The 16,853-nt window shown below is 75.2% G+C and carries 14 protein-coding genes; 6 read left to right on the forward strand and 8 right to left on the reverse strand.

Translation table 11 applies throughout. From position 1 onward, the window contains the following. The first annotated feature begins 160 nt into the window (after window positions 1–160). Window positions 161–1,579 carry an alpha,alpha-trehalose-phosphate synthase (UDP-forming) gene (locus tag JD77_RS03335; protein WP_145772985.1) on the forward strand — a complete coding sequence of 473 codons (1,419 nt, stop codon included), beginning with the start codon at window positions 161–163 and terminating at the stop codon, window positions 1,577–1,579. Window positions 1,580–1,681: 102 nt separating this feature from the next. On the opposite strand, the gene JD77_RS03340 is transcribed toward JD77_RS03335, so the two are convergent. The 6 genes from JD77_RS03340 to JD77_RS03370 all read right to left on the reverse strand — a co-directional run bounded on the left by JD77_RS03340 (window position 1,682) and on the right by JD77_RS03370 (window position 7,105). Then, on the reverse strand, window positions 1,682–2,503 hold the full coding sequence (locus JD77_RS03340; RefSeq protein ID WP_145772986.1) for an alpha/beta hydrolase: 822 nt from the start codon (window positions 2,501–2,503) through the stop codon (window positions 1,682–1,684). Beyond that, window positions 2,503–3,906, reverse strand: a complete 1,404-nt coding sequence (locus JD77_RS03345) for a flavin-containing monooxygenase (protein ID WP_145772987.1) — start codon at window positions 3,904–3,906, stop codon at window positions 2,503–2,505. Before JD77_RS03345 ends, JD77_RS03340 begins: the two co-directional genes overlap by 1 nt. Window positions 3,907–4,182: 276 nt before the next feature. Continuing rightward, on the reverse strand, window positions 4,183–4,884 hold the full coding sequence (locus JD77_RS03355) for an endonuclease/exonuclease/phosphatase family protein (protein WP_145772989.1): 702 nt from the start codon (window positions 4,882–4,884) through the stop codon (window positions 4,183–4,185). 10 nt (window positions 4,885–4,894) lie between these two features. Continuing rightward, the gene (locus JD77_RS03360; RefSeq protein WP_145772990.1) at window positions 4,895–5,842 is read right to left on the reverse strand and encodes an ROK family glucokinase; all 948 of its coding nucleotides are present in this window, start codon (window positions 5,840–5,842) and stop codon (window positions 4,895–4,897) included. A 77-nt stretch (window positions 5,843–5,919) separates the two neighbouring features. Continuing rightward, entirely contained in the window at window positions 5,920–6,609 is a 690-nt protein-coding gene (locus JD77_RS03365) for a hypothetical protein (protein WP_145772991.1), read from the reverse strand. Between the two features lie 40 nt (window positions 6,610–6,649). After that, window positions 6,650–7,105 (reverse strand): SRPBCC family protein, encoded by a 456-nt coding sequence (locus tag JD77_RS03370; RefSeq protein WP_145772992.1) that lies wholly within the window; start codon window positions 7,103–7,105, stop codon window positions 6,650–6,652. A 163-nt stretch (window positions 7,106–7,268) separates the two neighbouring features. Here JD77_RS03370 and JD77_RS03375 point away from each other — a divergent pair, with 163 nt between their 5' ends. The 5 genes from JD77_RS03375 to JD77_RS03395 all read left to right on the forward strand — a co-directional run bounded on the left by JD77_RS03375 (window position 7,269) and on the right by JD77_RS03395 (window position 14,297). Next, complete coding sequence (locus JD77_RS03375; RefSeq protein ID WP_145772993.1) at window positions 7,269–9,083, forward strand: AMP-dependent synthetase/ligase; 1,815 nt, start codon at window positions 7,269–7,271, stop codon at window positions 9,081–9,083. Window positions 9,084–9,157: 74 nt separating this feature from the next. Continuing rightward, a complete protein-coding gene (locus JD77_RS03380) occupies window positions 9,158–10,801 on the forward strand; it encodes a sensor histidine kinase (protein ID WP_145777402.1) in 1,644 nt (547 codons plus the stop codon). Window positions 10,802–10,808: 7 nt separating this feature from the next. Beyond that, window positions 10,809–11,477 carry a response regulator transcription factor gene (locus JD77_RS03385; protein ID WP_007072219.1) on the forward strand — a complete coding sequence of 223 codons (669 nt, stop codon included), beginning with the start codon at window positions 10,809–10,811 and terminating at the stop codon, window positions 11,475–11,477. Between the two features lie 251 nt (window positions 11,478–11,728). Continuing rightward, window positions 11,729–12,541, forward strand: a complete 813-nt coding sequence (locus JD77_RS03390) for an SAM-dependent methyltransferase (protein WP_145772994.1) — start codon at window positions 11,729–11,731, stop codon at window positions 12,539–12,541. Window positions 12,542–12,629: 88 nt separating this feature from the next. After that, window positions 12,630–14,297: a putative bifunctional diguanylate cyclase/phosphodiesterase gene (locus JD77_RS03395; RefSeq protein ID WP_145777403.1), complete on the forward strand. Its 1,668-nt coding sequence runs from the start codon at window positions 12,630–12,632 to the stop codon at window positions 14,295–14,297. Window positions 14,298–14,387: 90 nt separating this feature from the next. On the opposite strand, the gene JD77_RS03400 is transcribed toward JD77_RS03395, so the two are convergent. After that, on the reverse strand, window positions 14,388–15,512 hold the full coding sequence (locus JD77_RS03400; protein WP_145772995.1) for a glycosyltransferase family 4 protein: 1,125 nt from the start codon (window positions 15,510–15,512) through the stop codon (window positions 14,388–14,390). Continuing rightward, the gene (locus tag JD77_RS03405; RefSeq protein ID WP_145772996.1) at window positions 15,509–16,768 is read right to left on the reverse strand and encodes a M48 family metalloprotease; all 1,260 of its coding nucleotides are present in this window, start codon (window positions 16,766–16,768) and stop codon (window positions 15,509–15,511) included. The genes JD77_RS03400 and JD77_RS03405 overlap by 4 nt, the downstream gene beginning before the upstream one ends. Window positions 16,769–16,853 lie beyond the last annotated feature (85 nt).

A 16,853-nucleotide genomic window follows, 5' to 3' on the forward strand; every position in this document is an offset into this window, starting at 1 on the left:
CGCGCCGCCCGATGCTCCGGGGGCACCCCCGCGCCCGCGGGACGGATGCAACAGTGTAACTTACTGTCAGTAGGAATACCGCTGTATGTCACTCACCCCGCTGACTGCCCGGTTTTTCCCTGCTCGTGGCGGTCGGTCTCTGCTGATCGGAATGCCCGAGATGCGACAGAGTTCCCTCGTCGTGGTGGCCAACCGCCTACCCATCGACGACAGTGCGGCGCCCGACGGCGCCTGCGAGTGGCGACGCAGCCCCGGCGGGCTGGGGAGCGCCCTGCACCCCCTCCTGCGGCACACCCCGGCGGCCTGGGTCGGCTGGGCCGGTGGAACCGGGCCGGCCCCGCGCCTGCCCGACATCGACGGCGTACGAATGCACACCGTGCCGCTGAGCCCCGAGGACCTGCGCGACCACTACGAGGGGTTCGCCAACGCGACCCTGTGGCCGCTGTACCACGACGCCGTCGAGCAGCCGGAGCACCACCGCCGCTGGTGGGAGGCCTACCAGCGGGTCAACCGGCGGTTCGCCGAGGCCACCGCCGAGGTGACCGAGCCCGGGGCGGTGGTCTGGGTGCAGGACTACCACCTGCAACTGGTCCCCGGCCTGCTCCGCGACCTGCGCCCCGACCTGCGGATCGGCTTCTTCCTGCACGTGCCGTTCCCGCCGCCCGAGCTGTTCATGCAGCTCCCCCGCCGGGCCGAGCTGCTGCGCGGCATGCTCGGCGCCGACCTGATCGGCTTCCAGCGCGCCCAGGCCGCGCACAACTTCGCCCAGCTCGTGGCGAAGGTGCTGGAGCTGCCGGCGACCGACCGGCGGATCGACGTGGGCGACCGGGCGGTCCGGGTCGGGGCGTTCCCGGTCTCGATCGACACGGCCGAGATGGCGGCACTGGCGGCCCGTCCCGACGTGGCGGCCCGGGCCCGGCGGCTGCGCCAGGACCTCGGCGACCCCGACCGCGTGATCCTCAGCGTCGACCGCATGGACTACACCAAGGGCATCGAGCAGCGGCTCAAGGCGTACCGCGAGCTGCTGGCCGGCGGGCACGTCAAGGTGCCCCACACGGTGCTGGTGCAGGTGGCGGTGCCCAGCCGGGAGCGGGTCGGCCAGTACCAGATCCTGCGGGACCGGGTGGAACACCAGGTCGGCCGGATCAACGGCGAGTTCGGCCGGGTCGGCGAGCCGGCCATCCACTACCTCACCCAGCCGTTCGACCGGGCCGAACTGGCCGCGCTCTACCGGATCGCCGACGTGATGGCGGTGACCCCGCTGCGGGACGGGATGAACCTGGTCGCCAAGGAGTACGTGGCGGCCCGGGTGGACGACACCGGGGCGCTGCTGCTCAGCGAGTTCGCCGGCGCGGCGGCCGAGCTGCCGCAGGCGTACCAGGTCAACCCGCACGACCTGGAGGGGCTCAAGCAGGGGCTGCTCGCGGCGCTGCGGGCCGACCCGACCGACGCCATGCGCCGGATGCGGGCGATGCGCGCGCACCTGCGCGACAACGACATCCGCGCCTGGGCCCGCTCCTACCTCAGCGCCCTCGACGACGGCGACTCGCTGCTCACCCGCCTCACGACGGCCGGCTGACCCGGCCGGCCCGACCGGCCCGCCATGTCGGCGACATCGCGGCATCCGGGTTGCGCGGATGCCCCGATGTCGCCGACCTCGGGTGGCTGAGGCGGCGGCTGCTCAGGCCGACGCCTGGTCCTTCTCCAGCCAGTCGAGGATCGCGTCGATCGGCTCCCGCCAGCGGGCGTCCAGCATCAGGTCGTGCCCCATGCCGGGAAAGAGCAGCGGGGCGCCGCCGTGCCGCCGGGCCGCCCGGGTCAGCGCGGCCGGCGGGACCACCCGGTCGTCGGGGCTGCCCAGCACGAGCACCGGCGGATCGCCCACCGCCGGCTCGGGGGCACGGTGGGTGAGCAGCTGCCACTGCGCCCGCCGGCCGGCCCGGCCCAGCCGGGAGGCGTACCGGCGGGCGTCGGCCTCGGGCAGATCCCGGCTGAACAGCTGCCGGTGGCTCAGCCGCAGCCGCCCACCGACCACGGCCGGCAGGGTGCCGACGGGATTGCGGCGCAGCGCGGTGGCCAGCGTCGCCCAGTCGCCGAGCACCGGCGCGACCAGCACCGCCGCCCGGGCCGGGTACCGGGCCAGCGCGTGCCGGACCACCAGGGCCCCGGCGCCGTGCCCCACCAGCACCGCCTGGCGCGGCAGGCCCGCCGCCACCTGCGTCACGTCGTGGGCGTACGCCCGCAGCGTCGCCTCCGGCGCCGGTCCGCTGCCGCCGTGCCCGCGCAGGCTCAGCGCGTACGCCGGGAACCCGCGCCCCGCGGTGTGCTCCAGCCAGTGCTCGGCGAACGTCCAGGCGCCGTGGCCGAAGCCGGGCACGAACAGCAGCGGTGGGCGGCCCTCCTCGACGGCGGGCGCCGCGCTGAGCACCTCCCGGCGGGCCGGGCGGACCGGGCGCGCCCACTCCCGGCCACGCATGATCCGCGGCAGCTGGGCCTGGGACATTACTTGCCCTCCAACTGGTGCAGGGCGCGCTGGACCGCGCGCAGGTAGTCGGCGTGGCCGACCTCGAACCAGTGCCGGCTGCTGTCCTTGACCCTGCCGGAGTACCGCTCGCCGGCGCCCGCCGCGACCCGCTTCGCGAACGCGGCCGCCCGCTCCGGCCGGGTGACGCGCTGCCGAAGGAGCCGGGCGAAGAGCACGGCCTGCCAGTGCGACAGGGTGAACACGCCGGAGTCCGGCTGCACCAGGCCGACGACGGCGAGGGTCGGCTGCCCGGAAGCGAAGGCGTTGAGCCACAGCCGGGGCCGCCCGGAGCCGTCGGCGTCGCCGAGCAGCGCCGGATCGAGGAACTCGAAGCGCGGCAGGTAGCCGGTGGCGAAGACGACCAGCTCCGGGTCGACCTCCCGGCCGTCGGTCAGCTCCACGGCCTTGGCGTGGAACCGGGCCACGTCCGGCACGGGCGTGATCTCGCCGTGGCCGACGTAGTAGACCAGCTGACTGTTGACGATCGGGTGGGTCTCGTAAACCCGGTGGTCGGGCTTCGGCAGGCCGAACCGGGTCAGGTCGCCGACGGTCAGCCGCAGCGTCCAGTGGTAGAGCCACTGCCGGACGCGCAGCGGCACCCGCAGCGCGATCAGCCGGTCGTTGACCCGGTCGGCGGGGCGGCCGAAGACGTACTTCGGGGCGTACCAGTAGCCGCGGCGGGTGGAGTGCCAGCAGTGGGAAGCCTGCTGGGCCGCCTCGACCGCGATGTCGCAGCCGGTGTTGCCGGCGCCCACCACGAGCACCCGCTTGCCGCGCAGCTGCGCCGGGTCCTTGTACGACGAGGCGTGCATCACCTCGCCACGGAACTCCTCCAGCCCCTCGTACCTCGGCAGCTTCGGCGACCAGTTGTGGCCGTTGGCGACGACCACGGCGGCGTACCGGGAGGTGCGCTCCGGGCCGTACCCGCCGGTGCTGCGGGTCGTCACGTCCCACCGGTCGCCGGCCACCGGCTCCACCCGGACGACCTCCGTGCCGAACCAGATGTGCTGACGCAGGTCGAAGTGGTCGGCGTAGCGCTCGAAGTAGGACAGCAGCTGGCTGTGGTGCGGGTAGTCCGGCCAGTCGTCGGGCATCGGGAAGTCGGGGAACTGCGTGAACGGCCGCGACGAGATCAGGTGGGTGCTGGCGTACACCGGGCTGCGGTCGTGCCGCCAGTTCCACGCGCCGCCGACGCCGGTCTCCCGCTCGTAGCAGTCGACGCCGAAGCCGTGCTCCTTGAGGTTCTTCGCGGCGGTCAGGCCGCTGGCCCCCGCCCCGATGACGCACACCGTGTCACCCCGGTCGGAGACCGGGCGGCCATCCCGGGTCAGGAGCGTCGTCGCTTCCGGCTGCGGGTGGCCGGGGTCGGTCGAGGGGGACACCGGATTATCTCCTTCGTGCGGCACGGGCGCCGGGTCGTGAGCGGAATCCGCCGGTTCGTGCGCGAAATCCTTCCGGCAACCCGACCGCTTTGTCCAGTCCAGGCGGCTGCTGCGCAGCCCGTGGTTCGTCCAGTCCAGGCGGCTGCCGCGCAGCCCGTGGTCCGTCCAGTCCAGGCGGCTGCCGCGCAGCCCGTGGTCCGTCCAGTCCAGGCGGCTGCCGCGCAGCCCGTGGTCCGTCCGGTCCCGGCGGCTGCCGCGTCCGGCCCCGCCGGAGGGTCAGCCGGCGACCGGCAGCCGGAGGTCGGCCAGCAGGGGGAAGTGGTCGCTGGCGCGGCGGGTCAGCGGGGTGTCCACCACGTCGAAGGCGACCACGGTGATCCGCGGGTCGACGAACAGGCCGTCGATGCGGGCGCGCGGGCTCACGCACGGGTACGTGTGCCGGTCGGCGCAACCCGCCGCCGCCGCGTCGGTCAGCCCGTCGGCCACCGTGCGCCAGGCCGCGCCGCCCGGCCCCTCGTTGAGGTCGGCGCCGACCACCACGGGCAGGTCGGCCGCGGCCAGCTCCCGCTTGAACGCAGCGGCCTGCCCGGGGCGCTCCGCCGGGTCGGTGGACAGGTGCGAGCCGGCCAGCAGGAACCGGGCGCCGCCGACGCGGCACTCGGCGTACGCGGCGCCGCGCATGTGCCGCCCTGGGGTGAGCGGGTACCGCTGGCACCGGGTGGCCAGCACCCGCACCCGCAGGCTGGTCAGCAGCAGGTTGCCCAGCGCGGGCAGCCCGCCGGCGGCGACCACCAGGCCGAACGACGCGGCCAGCGTGGCGGACTTCTGCCGCCACCGGAACCGCCGGGGGGCCTCCTGGACGATCACCACGTCGGGAGCGGCCTCGCGGACCACCGCCGCCAGCGCGGCCGTGTCGTCGCGCCGGCTGTGGATGTTGTAGGACAGGACGCGCAGCGGCGCGCCTTCGGCCTCGGTCACCCCGCCCGCCTCAGATCCGGCGGGCCAGGTCGGCGGCGCCGATCACGCCGGCGGTGTTGCCCAGCTCGGCGGGGCGCACCTCGGCCACGGGCAGCCGGCGGCGCTGGGCCAGCGCCTCGGCGAAGGACTGCCGGGTCGGGCCGAGCAGCAGGTCGCCGGCATCGACGACGCCGCCGCCGACGACCAGCACCTGCGGGTCGAGGATCTGCGCCATGTCGGCGAGGCTCGTGCCGAGCCAGCGCCCGACCTGGGCGAACGCCTCGGCGGAGACGGTGTCGCCGCGCTGGGCGGCGGCCGTCACCATCGGGCCGGTGATCGCCTCGGCCACGCCGCCGGCCAACTCCAACAGGAGGGTGGCCCGGTGCGGCTCCTGCCGGGCGGCGGCGCGGGCGAAACGGACCAGGGCGCTGCCGCTGGCGTACTGCTCGATGCAGCCGAGCCGGCCGCAGCCGCACAGGTGGCCGTCGGGGACGGTGAGCATGTGGCCCAGTTCGGCGGCGATGCCGTGCGCGCCGCGGACCAGCTCGCCGCCCAGCACGATCCCGCCGCCGACGCCGGTGCCGATGGTGAACATGACCATCGAGTCGTCGGCGTCGCGGGCGGCGCCGTAGCGGAACTCGGCCCAGGCGGCGACGTTGCCGTCGTTCTCCACGATCACGGGCAGCCCGGTGGCGTTGCCGACGTACGCGCGCAGCGGCTCGTCGCGCCAGGCGAGGTTGGGGGCGAAGAGGACGGTGGAGCGGCTGGCGTCGATCCAGCCCGCGGCGCCGATGCCGACCGCCTCGACCTGCCGGCCCGTCGCCAGCTCGGTGACCACGTCGATGATGACGTCCCGGGTCTTGGCCACGTCGTCGGCGGGGGTGTCCCGGCGGGTCTGCGCGAGAACCGTGCCGGTGTCGTCGACGACACCACCGGCCACCTTCGTGCCACCGACGTCGACTCCGATGGTCAGCGTCACCGCTGCCACTCCCCTCTGCTGTGCTGCCCCGGCACCGTCGCGGCGAACCGCCGCGGGTGGGTCGGGATGTCCGGTGGTCAGGCCCCGTCGCCTGGTGGGTCCCCGTCGACGTCGCCGGGTGCCCGGGAGGCGGGCACCGCGGGTCGGCCGGCCGGCGGCCGGGGGTCTCCCGGCACGTCCGGCCCGGCGTCGTCGGCGGGCGACACGACGGCAGCCGGAACGGCCGCGCCCTCCTGTCGGGTCGCGGCGGACCAGACGTCCCGCTCCGGTGCCGGCTGAGAATCATGCCCGGTGCGGGTGGCCTCGCGCCACACCTGGTCGTCCGCGGTGCTCCCGCCGTCCGGCCGGGTGGCCGTCGGGGCGGCGGGCTCCGCCGGGTGCGACGCCGGCTCCCCGGCGGAGGCGAACGCGCGCAGCAGGCTGGCGATGCCGGCCGCCAGGTCCCCCGCCCCGGTCGCGAGCCGTTCGGCGAATTCCGGACTCGGGTCGCGCAGGGCGGCGATACCCCGACAGACCGGGCAGACGCAGCACTCGGCCGCGCCGGTGGCGAACCCGCCGGACCCGGCGGCGCCGCCCGGCCCGCCGTCGCGGCGCGAACCGTCGGCGCTGTGACCGAGGACACTCGAGACCATCCCGCCAAGCGGACCCCACGGGCTCGCCCCGGAACGGGTGCCCGCGGTCGCGCCGGCCAGCCGGACCGCCGCGAGCACCGTGGCGATCAGCCGCTCCGCCTCCTCCCGGGCCGAGCCCGGATCCGTACCCCCCATGGTCGGCTCCTCTACCGTGACCGGGGCGTCGCCGGCCGCGTCACCGCGCCGCACCGTCTTCTTCTACCCGGCGCTTGAGCTGCTTCAACGCCGCGTCCATGATCATTTTTTCGGCCTTGCGGCGGAACATGCCGAGCATGGCCACGGACAGCTCCACCTCCAGGGTGTACGTCACCGTGGTCGTGCCGTCCGGATTGCCGACCAGGTCGTACGAGCCGCGCTGGGAGCGCTGCATCCGCGACGGGGCCACCAGGTGCCACTCGATGCGGGTCAGGTCCTCGGCGTACCCGTAGGCGAGCACGTACTCGTCGGCCATCACCCCGGCGTCGAGGGTGAACCTGACCTGGCTGGCGTAGCCGTCCTCGTACTCCTCGACCACCTCGGCCCGCCGCACCGCGTCGGCCCACTCCGGGTATCGCGCGAAGTCACAGATCACCGCCGCCACCCGGTCCGGTGACGCCCCGACGACGATCGACTGGGTGGAGGAGTCCGCCATGGGGGGAGGCTACCCGGCGGCGGGGGCCGTCGCCCCGGTCCACCCCCGTCACGCGCCGGGCCGGCCTCCATACCGCCCCCACCCTGGCGGGCGGGTAGGTTTCGACAGAGCCCACCCGTTCGGGCCCCGGCCCGCCCGGTCAGTGCGAGCACGAGGAGTGCAGGTGCGCGAGTTCTCCGTTCCGCCGATCGTCACCGTCGGGAACGCGGCCAACCTCACCGATCCGGTCTGGGACAATGCCGATGCCGCGCCGGACGCCGTCCAGTTCGTCCGCCCCGGCCGGTCGGTCGGGCAGCCGGACCGGGCCTGGGTCGACGTGACCTGCCGACAGTTCCGCGACGAGGTGGTCGCCGTCGCCCGGGGCCTGGTCGCGGCCGGCGTCTCCCCCGGCGACCGGGTCGCCCTGATGAGCCGCACCCGGTACGAGTGGACCCTGGTCGACTACGCCATCTGGGCCGCCGGCGGGGTGACGGTGCCGATCTACGAGACCTCCAGCGCCGACCAGGCCGCCTGGGTCCTCGAAGACTCCGGCGCGGTGGCCGTCGTGGTGGAGACCGACCAACACGCCGCCCTGGTCGCCGGGGTCCGCGAGCGGCTCCCCGCGCTGGCCCGCGTCTGGCAGATCGACCGGGGCGCGGTCGACGAGCTGGTCGCCGCGGGCGCGCCGGTCGACCCGGCAGAGATCGAGCTGCGCCGCAAGGCCGTCGGGTCCGGCGACGTCGCCACGATCATCTACACCAGCGGCACCACCGGCCGCCCCAAGGGCTGCGTACTGACCCACCGCAACATGTACGCCGACATCGCCAACGCGGTGCCCGTCCTGCCGAACCTGTTCAACGCGGGCGCGGCGACCCTGCTCTTCCTTCCCCTCGCGCACGCCTTCGCCCGGCTCATCCAGATCGGCGTGGTGCAGGCCCGCGCCACGATGGCCCACTGCGCCGACACCAGGAACCTGGTCGCCGAGCTGCAGGAGTTCAAGCCGACCTTCGTGCTGTCGGTCCCCCGCGTGTTCGAGAAGGTCTACAACGGGGCCCGGCAGAAGGCCGAGGCGGACGGCAGGGGCCGGATCTTCGACCGGGCCGAGCGGGTGGCCATCGCGTACAGCGAGGCGCTGGAGCGGCCGAACGGCCCCGGCCTGGCGCTGCGCGCGCGGCACGCGGTGTTCGACAAGCTGGTCTACCGCAAGCTGCGGGCCGCCCTCGGCGGCCGGTGCCGGGACGCCATCTCCGGCGGCGCCCCGCTGGGGGCCCGGCTCGGCCACTTCTTCCGCGGCGTCGGGGTGAACGTCCTGGAGGGGTACGGGCTGACCGAGACCGCCCCGGCCGCCGCGGCGAACCTGCCCGGCGCCACCCGGATCGGCACGGTCGGCCGCCCCCTGCCCGGCGTGACCATCCGGATCGCCGACGACGGGGAGATCCTGATCTCCGGCGACCTGGTCTTCCAGGGGTACTGGCGCAACGAGGAGGCGACCGCCGAGGCGCTCACCCCGGACGGCTGGTTCCGCACCGGCGACCTGGGGCGGCTCGACACCGACGGCTACCTCAGCATCACCGGCCGGAAGAAGGAGATCATCGTGACCGCCGGCGGCAAGAACGTCGCCCCGGCGGTGCTGGAGGACCAGGTCCGGGCACACCCGCTGGTCAGCCAGTGCGTGGTCGTCGGCGACCGGCAGCCGTTCGTCGCCGCGCTGGTCACCGTCGACGAGGAGGCGCTGCCGAAGTGGCTGGCCGCGCACGGCCGCCCCGAGGACACCCCCGTCGAACGGCTGCGCGACGACGAACAGCTGCGCGCCGAGGTGCAGCACGCGATCGACCAGGCCAACCAGTCGGTCTCCCGGGCCGAGGCGATCAAGGTGTTCCGGATCCTGCCGCACGACTTCACCGAGGCCACCGGCGAGCTGACCCCGTCGCTGAAGGTCAAGCGCCAGGTGGTGCACGAGTCGTACGCGGCGGAGATCGCCGACATCTACCGGCGCTGACTACCATCCGTCACGTGCCCGACTCCTCGACACCCGTCCGGCCCCCCACGCAGCCCCTCGCCGCCGCTGCGCGGGTGGTCCTGCTCGCGCTGGTCGCCGTCCTGACCCTGTTCGTCACCCGCGACGCCGGCCAGCTCTGGTGGATCGCCCTGCTGGGCCTCGCCGGGCTGCCCGCCGTGCTCGCCCCCCAGCACCGGGTACTCGGCCCGCTCAGCCGCTGCGCCGAGGTCGTGGTGCTGGGGCTCGCCGCGAGCCAGGTCGCCGCCGTGTCCACCCTCGGCGGCTCGGTCGACGCGCTCGGCGCCGGCGCCTCGGCCGTGCTGCCGTACCTCGCCGTCCCGGTGACCGTGACGGCGCTGCGCCGTCGGTTCCGCGAGGGCGGCGCGCTGCTCGCCGTCACCGCCGCCACCCTGCTGCTCAGCGCCGCGCTGACCGAGGTCGACGGCGGCCGGCAGCTCGGCCAGCCCGGGTACCTCACGGTCTGCGCCCAGTGGCTGATCATGGCCGGCCTCGGGCTCTACACCGCCGGCACCCTGCACCGGGTGATGCGGGTCCGCGGCGAGGGCAAGCCGCAGCCGTACGCGGAGGCGACCCGGCTGCTGACCCAGCTGCGTACCGTCGCCCGGCAGCTGCCCGGCGCCACCCTGGACCCCGGGGGGATCTCGGAGCACCTGCTGGAGGAGCTGCGCGCGGTGGCCCGGGCCGACCGGGCGGCGGTGCTCTCCGCCAGCGGCGGCGGCCGGCTGGTGGTGCTCGCCCAGGTGGGCGTGGACCGGGTGGACTGGGAGACCACGCTCGACGCGGACTCGGCGATCGCCGACGCCTGGGCCAGCCAGCAGCCGCAGACGGCGGCCCGCTCGCAGGCCCGCTCACACTCCGGCGGGGACGTCTCGGCGCTGATCGTGCCGCTGGTCGCCGGGGTCCGCACGGTCGGCCTGGTGGTGCTGGAGGCGGACGCCGCGCACGCGTACCCGCCGCCGGTGATGTCCCGGGTGACGGCGCTGACCCGCCCCGCCGCGCTGCGGCTGGAGGCCGCGCTGCTCTTCGACGAGGTGCGCTCGCTGGCCACGAACGAGGAGCGACAGCGGCTGGCCCGGGAGATCCACGACGGGGTCGCCCAGGAGCTGGTGATGGTCGGGTACGGCATCGACAACGCGCTGGCCACCGTCCACGACGACGCCGAGGAGACCGCCGAGTCGCTGCGCACCCTGCGCCAGGAGGTGACGCGGGTGATCACCGAGCTGCGGCTGAGCCTGTTCGAGCTGCGCAGCGAGGTGGACCGGCACGGCGGGCTGGCCGCCGCGATCGCCGAGTACGCCCGCACCGTCGGCGCGTCCGGCGGCCTGCGGGTGCACCTGTCGCTGGACGAGTCCACGGCCCGGCTGCCCGCCGCCACGGAGGCGGAGCTGCTGCGCATCGCGCAGGAGGCCGTCACCAACGCCCGCAAGCACGCCGGCGCGTCGAATCTGTGGGTGACCTGTGAGGTGGATCCGCCGTACGCGCAGATCGAAGTGTCGGATGACGGTCACGGTATCCCCGACCAGCGCCCGGACGGGCGCTACGGTCTTGCGATCATGGCCGAGAGGGCGGAACGTATCCGGGGCCGGTTGGAGGTCAGGCCGCGACAGCCCACCGGGACGACGGTGGCGGTGGTTCTCGGCTCGTCGCCCCGGCGCGATAGGGTGCGCGGCAGCGTCGCAGCAGCAGAAGGGGAGTAACCCGAGGATGACCACAAGTCCGACACCGGCCACCCGCACCAAGGTCCTCCTTGTCGACGACCATGATCTGATCCGCAAGGGGCTGCGGCACGCCTTCGAGCGGGACCGGCAGTTCGAGGTCGTCGGTGAGGCCGCGACCGCCGCCGAGGGCGTACGCCAGGCCGGCGCCCTCCAGCCGGATGTGGTGATCATGGATCTGCGCCTGCCCGACGGCAGCGGCCTCGAGGCCACCCGGGCGCTGCGCAAGTCCAGCGCATCGATGGGCATCGTCGTGCTCACCATGTACGCCGGCGACGACCAGCTGTTCGGGGCCCTGGAGGCGGGGGCGAGCGCGTTCGTGCCGAAGACGGCGCCCGCCGACGAGGTGGTGGCCGCCGCCCGGCACGCCGCCTCCTCGCCCAGCGCCTTCACCGCGGCCGACCTGGCCGAGGCGATGAAGCGGCGGCTGGCCCCGTCCGGCCCGCAGCTGTCCCCTCGGGAGGGGCAGGTGCTGCGGCTGCTCGCCGACGGGATGAGCGTGGCCGGCATCGCCAAGCAGCTGTTCGTCAGCGAGTCCACGGCCAAGACCCACATCTCGAAGCTCTACGAGAAGCTGGGCGCGGCCAACCGGGCGCAGGCGCTGATGACGGCGCTGCGGCTGGGGCTGCTCGAGGCCCCGGACGCCCCGAAGTTCTGACGGCCCCCGCCGGCGTCGAGGGAGCGGACGGCTCGTTCCAGCCGCCGGGCGGGGGCCCGCCCGGTCCGGTCGACGGGACCTCACCGCCGGCTCGCGCGGCAGCGTCCGCCCTGGCCACGGCCCGGGTCGCCGCCGCGCGGGCCGCGGCGGCGGCGCCGACGCGCACTTGGTCACCCGGGCAGGGGGCGGGCAGAATGTCCGGGTGACCCGCGCGGGCGGCGCCGCCCGCGTCGTTGACAAAGGGGTGGGGCATGCAACGGCCGGACTGGGCACCCGACAGCATCGACATCGAACGCCCGAGCGTGGCCCGCATGTACGACTACTACCTCGGCGGCTCGCACAACTTCGCCGCCGATCGGGCGGCGGCGCGCGCGATGGTCGACGCGGTGCCCGAGGCGCCGCTGATGGCCCAGGCCAACCGGGCGTTCCTGCGCCGGGCGGTGCACTTCCTCGCCGAGGCCGGCATCCGGCAGTTCCTCGACATCGGCTCCGGCATTCCCACCATCGGCAACGTCCACGAGATCGCCCAGCGGATCGATCCGGAGTCCCGGGTGGTCTACGTCGACGTCGACCCGGTGGCGGTGGCGCACAGCCGGGAGATCCTCAGCGGCAACGACCGCGCCACGGTGGTCCAGGAGGACCTGCGCCACCCCGACCGGATCCTGGCCCACCCCGAGGTGACCCGTCTGCTGGACTTCTCCCAGCCGGTCGCCGTGATGATCGTGGCGGTGCTGCACTTCGTGCCGGACTCCGACCGGCCCGAGGAGCTCCTGCGGACGCTGCGCACGGCGCTCGCCCCGGGCAGCCACCTGGTGCTGTCCCAGGCCAGCGACGAGGGCCGGCGCCACACCGGGGAACGCGCCGACGCCGAGGAGGTCTACCGGCGCACCGACAACCCGCTGTCGATCCGCAGCCGGGCGGAGCTGGCGTCGCTCTTCGACGGCTTCGAGCTGGTCGACCCCGGCGTGGTGTGGGTGCCGCAGTGGCGTCCCGAGACACCGGAGAGCGCCGAGGACGCCGAGCGGGCGGTCTTCATGGGCGGCGTCGGGCGGCTCGGTGGGTGAGCCGCCCGACGACCCGACCGGCCCGGCCAGCCCGGGCGCCTTCGCCCGCGCCTGGGCGAAGGCGGTCTCCGGCACCAGTTACCTGCCGATGACCCAGGTCCAGCTGGAGGCGTTGCTGCAACGGCTCACCGACCGGCTGGCCGAGGCGCTGCAGGCCGAGCCGTTGGACCTGCGCACGGGGCACCAGGTCGGGGCGGAACTGGTCGCGGCGCACATCGCCTCGGCCGAGGGGCTGGGCCGCACGGTCGAGGTGATCCAGCTCCGGCTGCTGCGCGACCTCGGGCTGGTCGGCGAGGACGTCCAGGACCGGCTGGCCCGGCTGCTGGCCACCGTGGCCACGGGCTATGCCCGGGCCCTGCGCGACCGCACGCTCGACGAGCAGGACGCGATCCGCCGGGCCACGATGACGGCCCAGGCGCAGGCCGAGCGGGCGCTGCGCGACAGCGAGGCCCGCTTCCGCCACCAGGCCACCCACGACCCGCTGACCGACCTGCCCAACCGGACGCTGTTCACCGAGCGGCTCCGCGCCGCGCTCGACGCCCCGAGCCGGGGCGCGGGCCGGGTGGGCCTGTGCTTCCTCGACCTGGACCGGTTCAAGGTCGTCAACGACACCCTCGGTCACCAGGTCGGCGACCTGCTGCTGGTCTCGGTCGCCGACCGGCTGCGCCGGGCCCTCGGGGAGCACCTGGTCGCCCGTCTCGGCGGCGACGAGTTCGTCATCCTGGTCGAGCGCACCGCGTGCACCGACGACGTGGTCAAGGTGGCCGAGGCGGCGCTGGCGGCGCTGAACGAGCCGGCCCTGATCGACGGGCACGAGCTGTGCGTATCCGCGAGCATCGGCATCGCGGAGTGCCCGGTCGCCGCCACCACCCCGGTCGACCTGATGCGGGCCGCCGACGCCACGCTGCACTGGGCCAAGGCCGACGGCGGTGCCCGCTGGTCGCTGTACGACGCCGAGCGCAACCGCCGCGAGCTGGCCCGGTACGCGCTCTCCTCGGCCATCCCGGCCGCGCTGGAACGCGGCGAGTTCTACCTGGACTACCAGCCGCTGACCTCGCTGTGCGACGGCAGCGTGCTCGGGGCGGAGGCGCTCGTCCGCTGGCGGCACCCGGAGCTGGGCGAGCTGCGCCCGGACAGCTTCATCGGGCTGGCCGAGGAGACGGGGCTGATCGTGCCGCTCGGCGGGTGGGTGCTCGCCGAGGCGTGCCGGGAGGCGCAGACCTGGGCGTCCGCGGGGTCGGCCGCGCCGTTCGTCAGCGTGAACCTGGCGGTGCGGCAGGTGCACCGGCCGGGGCTCGTGCAGGAGGTGCGCGGCGTGCTGGAGCGCACCGGCCTGCCGCCCGGGCGGCTCCAGCTGGAGATCACCGAGAGCACGATGATGAGCGCCGACGAGGAGCCCGTCCGGGCCCTGCGGGTGCTGGCCGACCTCGGTGTGCGGATCGCCATCGACGACTTCGGCACCGGCTACTGCAACCTGGCGTACCTGCGGGACCTGCCGGTTACCGAGCTGAAGGTGGCCGGGGAGTTCGTGGCCGGGCTGCGGGCGCCGGCCGACGACCCGGCCAGCCGCACCGACGAGCGGATCCTCGCCTCGCTGGTGTCGCTGGCGCACGCGCTGGACCTGCGGGTCACCGCCGAGGGGGTGGAGACGGCCGGGCAGGCCGAGCGGCTGCGGGCCATCGGCTGCGACGTCGCCCAGGGCTGGCACTTCGGCCGGCCCGCGCCGGCCGCCCGCATCCTGGAGCGCCTCGGCTGACGGCCCACGAGCGCCATATCGCCGACATGGCGGGGTTCCGGCGCGTTGGACACCGCCATGTCGGCGACATGGCGTCGATCAACCCGGGCCTCAACCCGCGAGCAGGGCCGCCAGCCGGGCCGCCTGGGCCTCCCAGCGCCACTCCCGCTCCACCCACGCCCGGCCGGCCGCCCCGAGCTGGCGGGCCAGGTCCCGGTCGGCGAGCAGGGTGGCCACCCGGTCGGCGAGCTGGGCCACGTCCCGGCCGGAGACGACGTACCCGGTCTCCCCCTCGCGGACGGCGTCCGGGGCGCCGCCGGAGTCCCCGGCCACCACCGGCAGGCCCGTCGCGGACGCCTCCAGGTAGACGATGCCGAGCCCCTCGACGTCCAGGCCCCGGTTGCGGGTGCGGCAGGGCATGGCGTACACGTCGCCGGCCGCGTAGTGGGCGGGCAGCTCGACGGCCGGCACCGAGCCGGTGAAGACGACGTCCCGCTCCACGCCGGCCTGCCGGGCCAGCTTCTCCAGGGTGCCCCGGTACGGCCCCCCGCCGACGACCAGCAGCGCCGCGTCCGGCACCCGGCGGCGGATCTCCGGCATCGCCCGGATCAGCATGTCCTGGCCCTTACGGGGCACCAGCCGCGAGACGCACACCACCACCGGCCGGTCGGCCAGCCCGAGCCGGACGCGGACCGGCTCCCCGTCCACGTCCGGGTGGTACGTGTCGACGTCCACGCCCGGGGCCAGCCGGTGCAGCTCGGTCACCCCGTGCAGCGCCCGCTCCAGCCGCACCCGGGTGTACTCGCCGAGGTACGTGACCACGTCCGCGCCCCGGCCGATCCGGCGCAGCGCCGTCCGGGCGCCGGGCAGCGCCGCCCAGCCCACCTCGTGCCCGTGGGTCAGGGCCACCACCCGGCGGATGCCGGCGCGCCGGCGCAGCCCGGCGGCGAGCAGCCCGAGCGGGGCGGCCGCCCCGAACCAGACGGAGTCGCAGTCGTACCTGCGGGCCAGCCGGGCGGCCCGCCGGGCGACCAGCGGGGTCGGCAGCAGCACCCGGGTGCGCTCCCGCACCACCTCGAACGGCTGGTCGGCGTCGAACTTGTCCGCCCCCCGCCAGCTCGACGCGTACACGACGACGGAGCCCGCGGGCTGGCGTACGGCGAGGTTGTGCACGAACGACTGGATGCCGCCGGGGCGGGGCGGGAAGTCGTTCGTGATCAGCAGCGTGCGGCTCATCTGCCGGCCTCCCTGGCGTAGGCACGGGCGGCGGCGATCCGTTCCACCGTGGACGGGTGCGACGCCGAGTAGAGATATTCCCAGCGGGGCGGGTCGGGGTCGGCCAGGTTGATCCCGGCCAAACGGCGCTGCATCGCCTCGAAGGTGGCCGGATCGCGGGTGAGGGCCAGGGCGTGCGCGTCGGCCCGGGCCTCGATGCGGCGGGAGACGAGCGCCTGAGCCGGCGCGGACACCAGCCCGGCCACCGTGACCAGCGCGAGGAGCAGCGGGAGCGCCCTGGGCTCGGCGATCGAGTCGACGCCGGCCAGGCGCAGCAGCGGGCCCGCGGAGCCGAGCAGGTAGAGCGCGACCACCGCCAGGGCCGCGCCCAGCGCCCCGGTCAGGGTGCCGGTCCACACGTCGCGGTCCTTCGCGTGGCCCAGCTCGTGCGCCACCACGCTGGTCACCTCGGCCGGGGTCGCCTCGCGCAGCATCGTGTCGTACACGACGACCCGGCGGGTCGGGCCGAGCCCCGAGACGTACGCGTTGACCGCCCGGGTACGCCGGGACGCGTCGGCGACCAGCACGTCGCGTACGGGCACCCCGTCGCGGGCCGCCATGCTCGTCAGCTCGGTGCGCAGCGGGCCCTGCTCCATCGGGGTGAACCGGTTGAACACCGGCTCCACCAGCACCGGCACCACGAACGACAGCAGCACCACCAGGAGGGCCGCGCCGGCCGCCCCGAACGCCCACCACCAGCGCGGGGCGATCCGGGTGACGGTGTAGAAGCCGAGCAGCGCGAGCGCGCCGATGACGGCGGTGACCGCGTACGACTTGAGCAGGTCGACCGTCCAGCCGCCCCAGCCGTTGGTGGCGAGCCCGTACCGGGTGAGGATCGCGTGCCGCCAGGCGGAGAAGGGCACGGTGAGCAGGTCGGCGACGAACAGCACGGCGAGCCCGCCGAGGACCGCCTGGGCGACCCAGTGGCCGCCGAAGGGCCGGGCGACCAGCTCCACCAAGCGACCGCCCAGCGGGCTGAGGCCGAGGGCCAGGGCCACCAGCAGGCCGACCGCCAGCGCCGCCCAGCCGCCGGGGCGCAGCGCGGCCCGGAAGGCCCGGCCCCGGGCGACCTGCTCGACGGGGAGGTCCCGCAGCGCGGCGAGCTGGTCGGCGCGCGGGGCTGGCGGCCGGTGCCAGGGCACCAGCAGGGCAGCGGCGACGACCAGCGCGACGACGAGCCCGGCGAGGGTGAGCACGGCCCACCCGCGGGGCGTCACCGCGTCACCCCGGCGCGCGGCGCGGGGCCGCGCCGCGCGCGCCGCCGTCGCGTCGTACCCGCGTCATGCCGTCGCTCCTCCCGTC

The sequence above is a fragment of the Micromonospora olivasterospora genome, assembly GCF_007830265.1.
Lineage (GTDB): Bacteria > Actinomycetota > Actinomycetes > Mycobacteriales > Micromonosporaceae > Micromonospora > Micromonospora olivasterospora.

Bases quoted from the DNA above. Each gene is read 5' to 3' on its own strand.
- JD77_RS03400 (WP_145772995.1), bottom strand. From the start codon at position 15,512: ATGAGCCGCACGCTGCTGATCACGAACGACTTCCCGCCCCGCCCCGGC.
- JD77_RS03370 (WP_145772992.1), bottom strand. From the start codon at position 7,105: ATGGCGGACTCCTCCACCCAGTCGATCGTCGTCGGGGCGTCACCGGAC.
- JD77_RS03390 (WP_145772994.1), top strand. From the start codon at position 11,729: ATGCAACGGCCGGACTGGGCACCCGACAGCATCGACATCGAACGCCCG.
- JD77_RS03335 (WP_145772985.1), top strand. From the start codon at position 161: ATGCGACAGAGTTCCCTCGTCGTGGTGGCCAACCGCCTACCCATCGAC.
- JD77_RS03385 (WP_007072219.1), top strand. From the start codon at position 10,809: ATGACCACAAGTCCGACACCGGCCACCCGCACCAAGGTCCTCCTTGTC.
- JD77_RS03395 (WP_145777403.1), top strand. From the start codon at position 12,630: ATGACCCAGGTCCAGCTGGAGGCGTTGCTGCAACGGCTCACCGACCGG.
- JD77_RS03340 (WP_145772986.1), bottom strand. From the start codon at position 2,503: ATGTCCCAGGCCCAGCTGCCGCGGATCATGCGTGGCCGGGAGTGGGCG.
- JD77_RS03365 (WP_145772991.1), bottom strand. From the start codon at position 6,609: ATGGGGGGTACGGATCCGGGCTCGGCCCGGGAGGAGGCGGAGCGGCTG.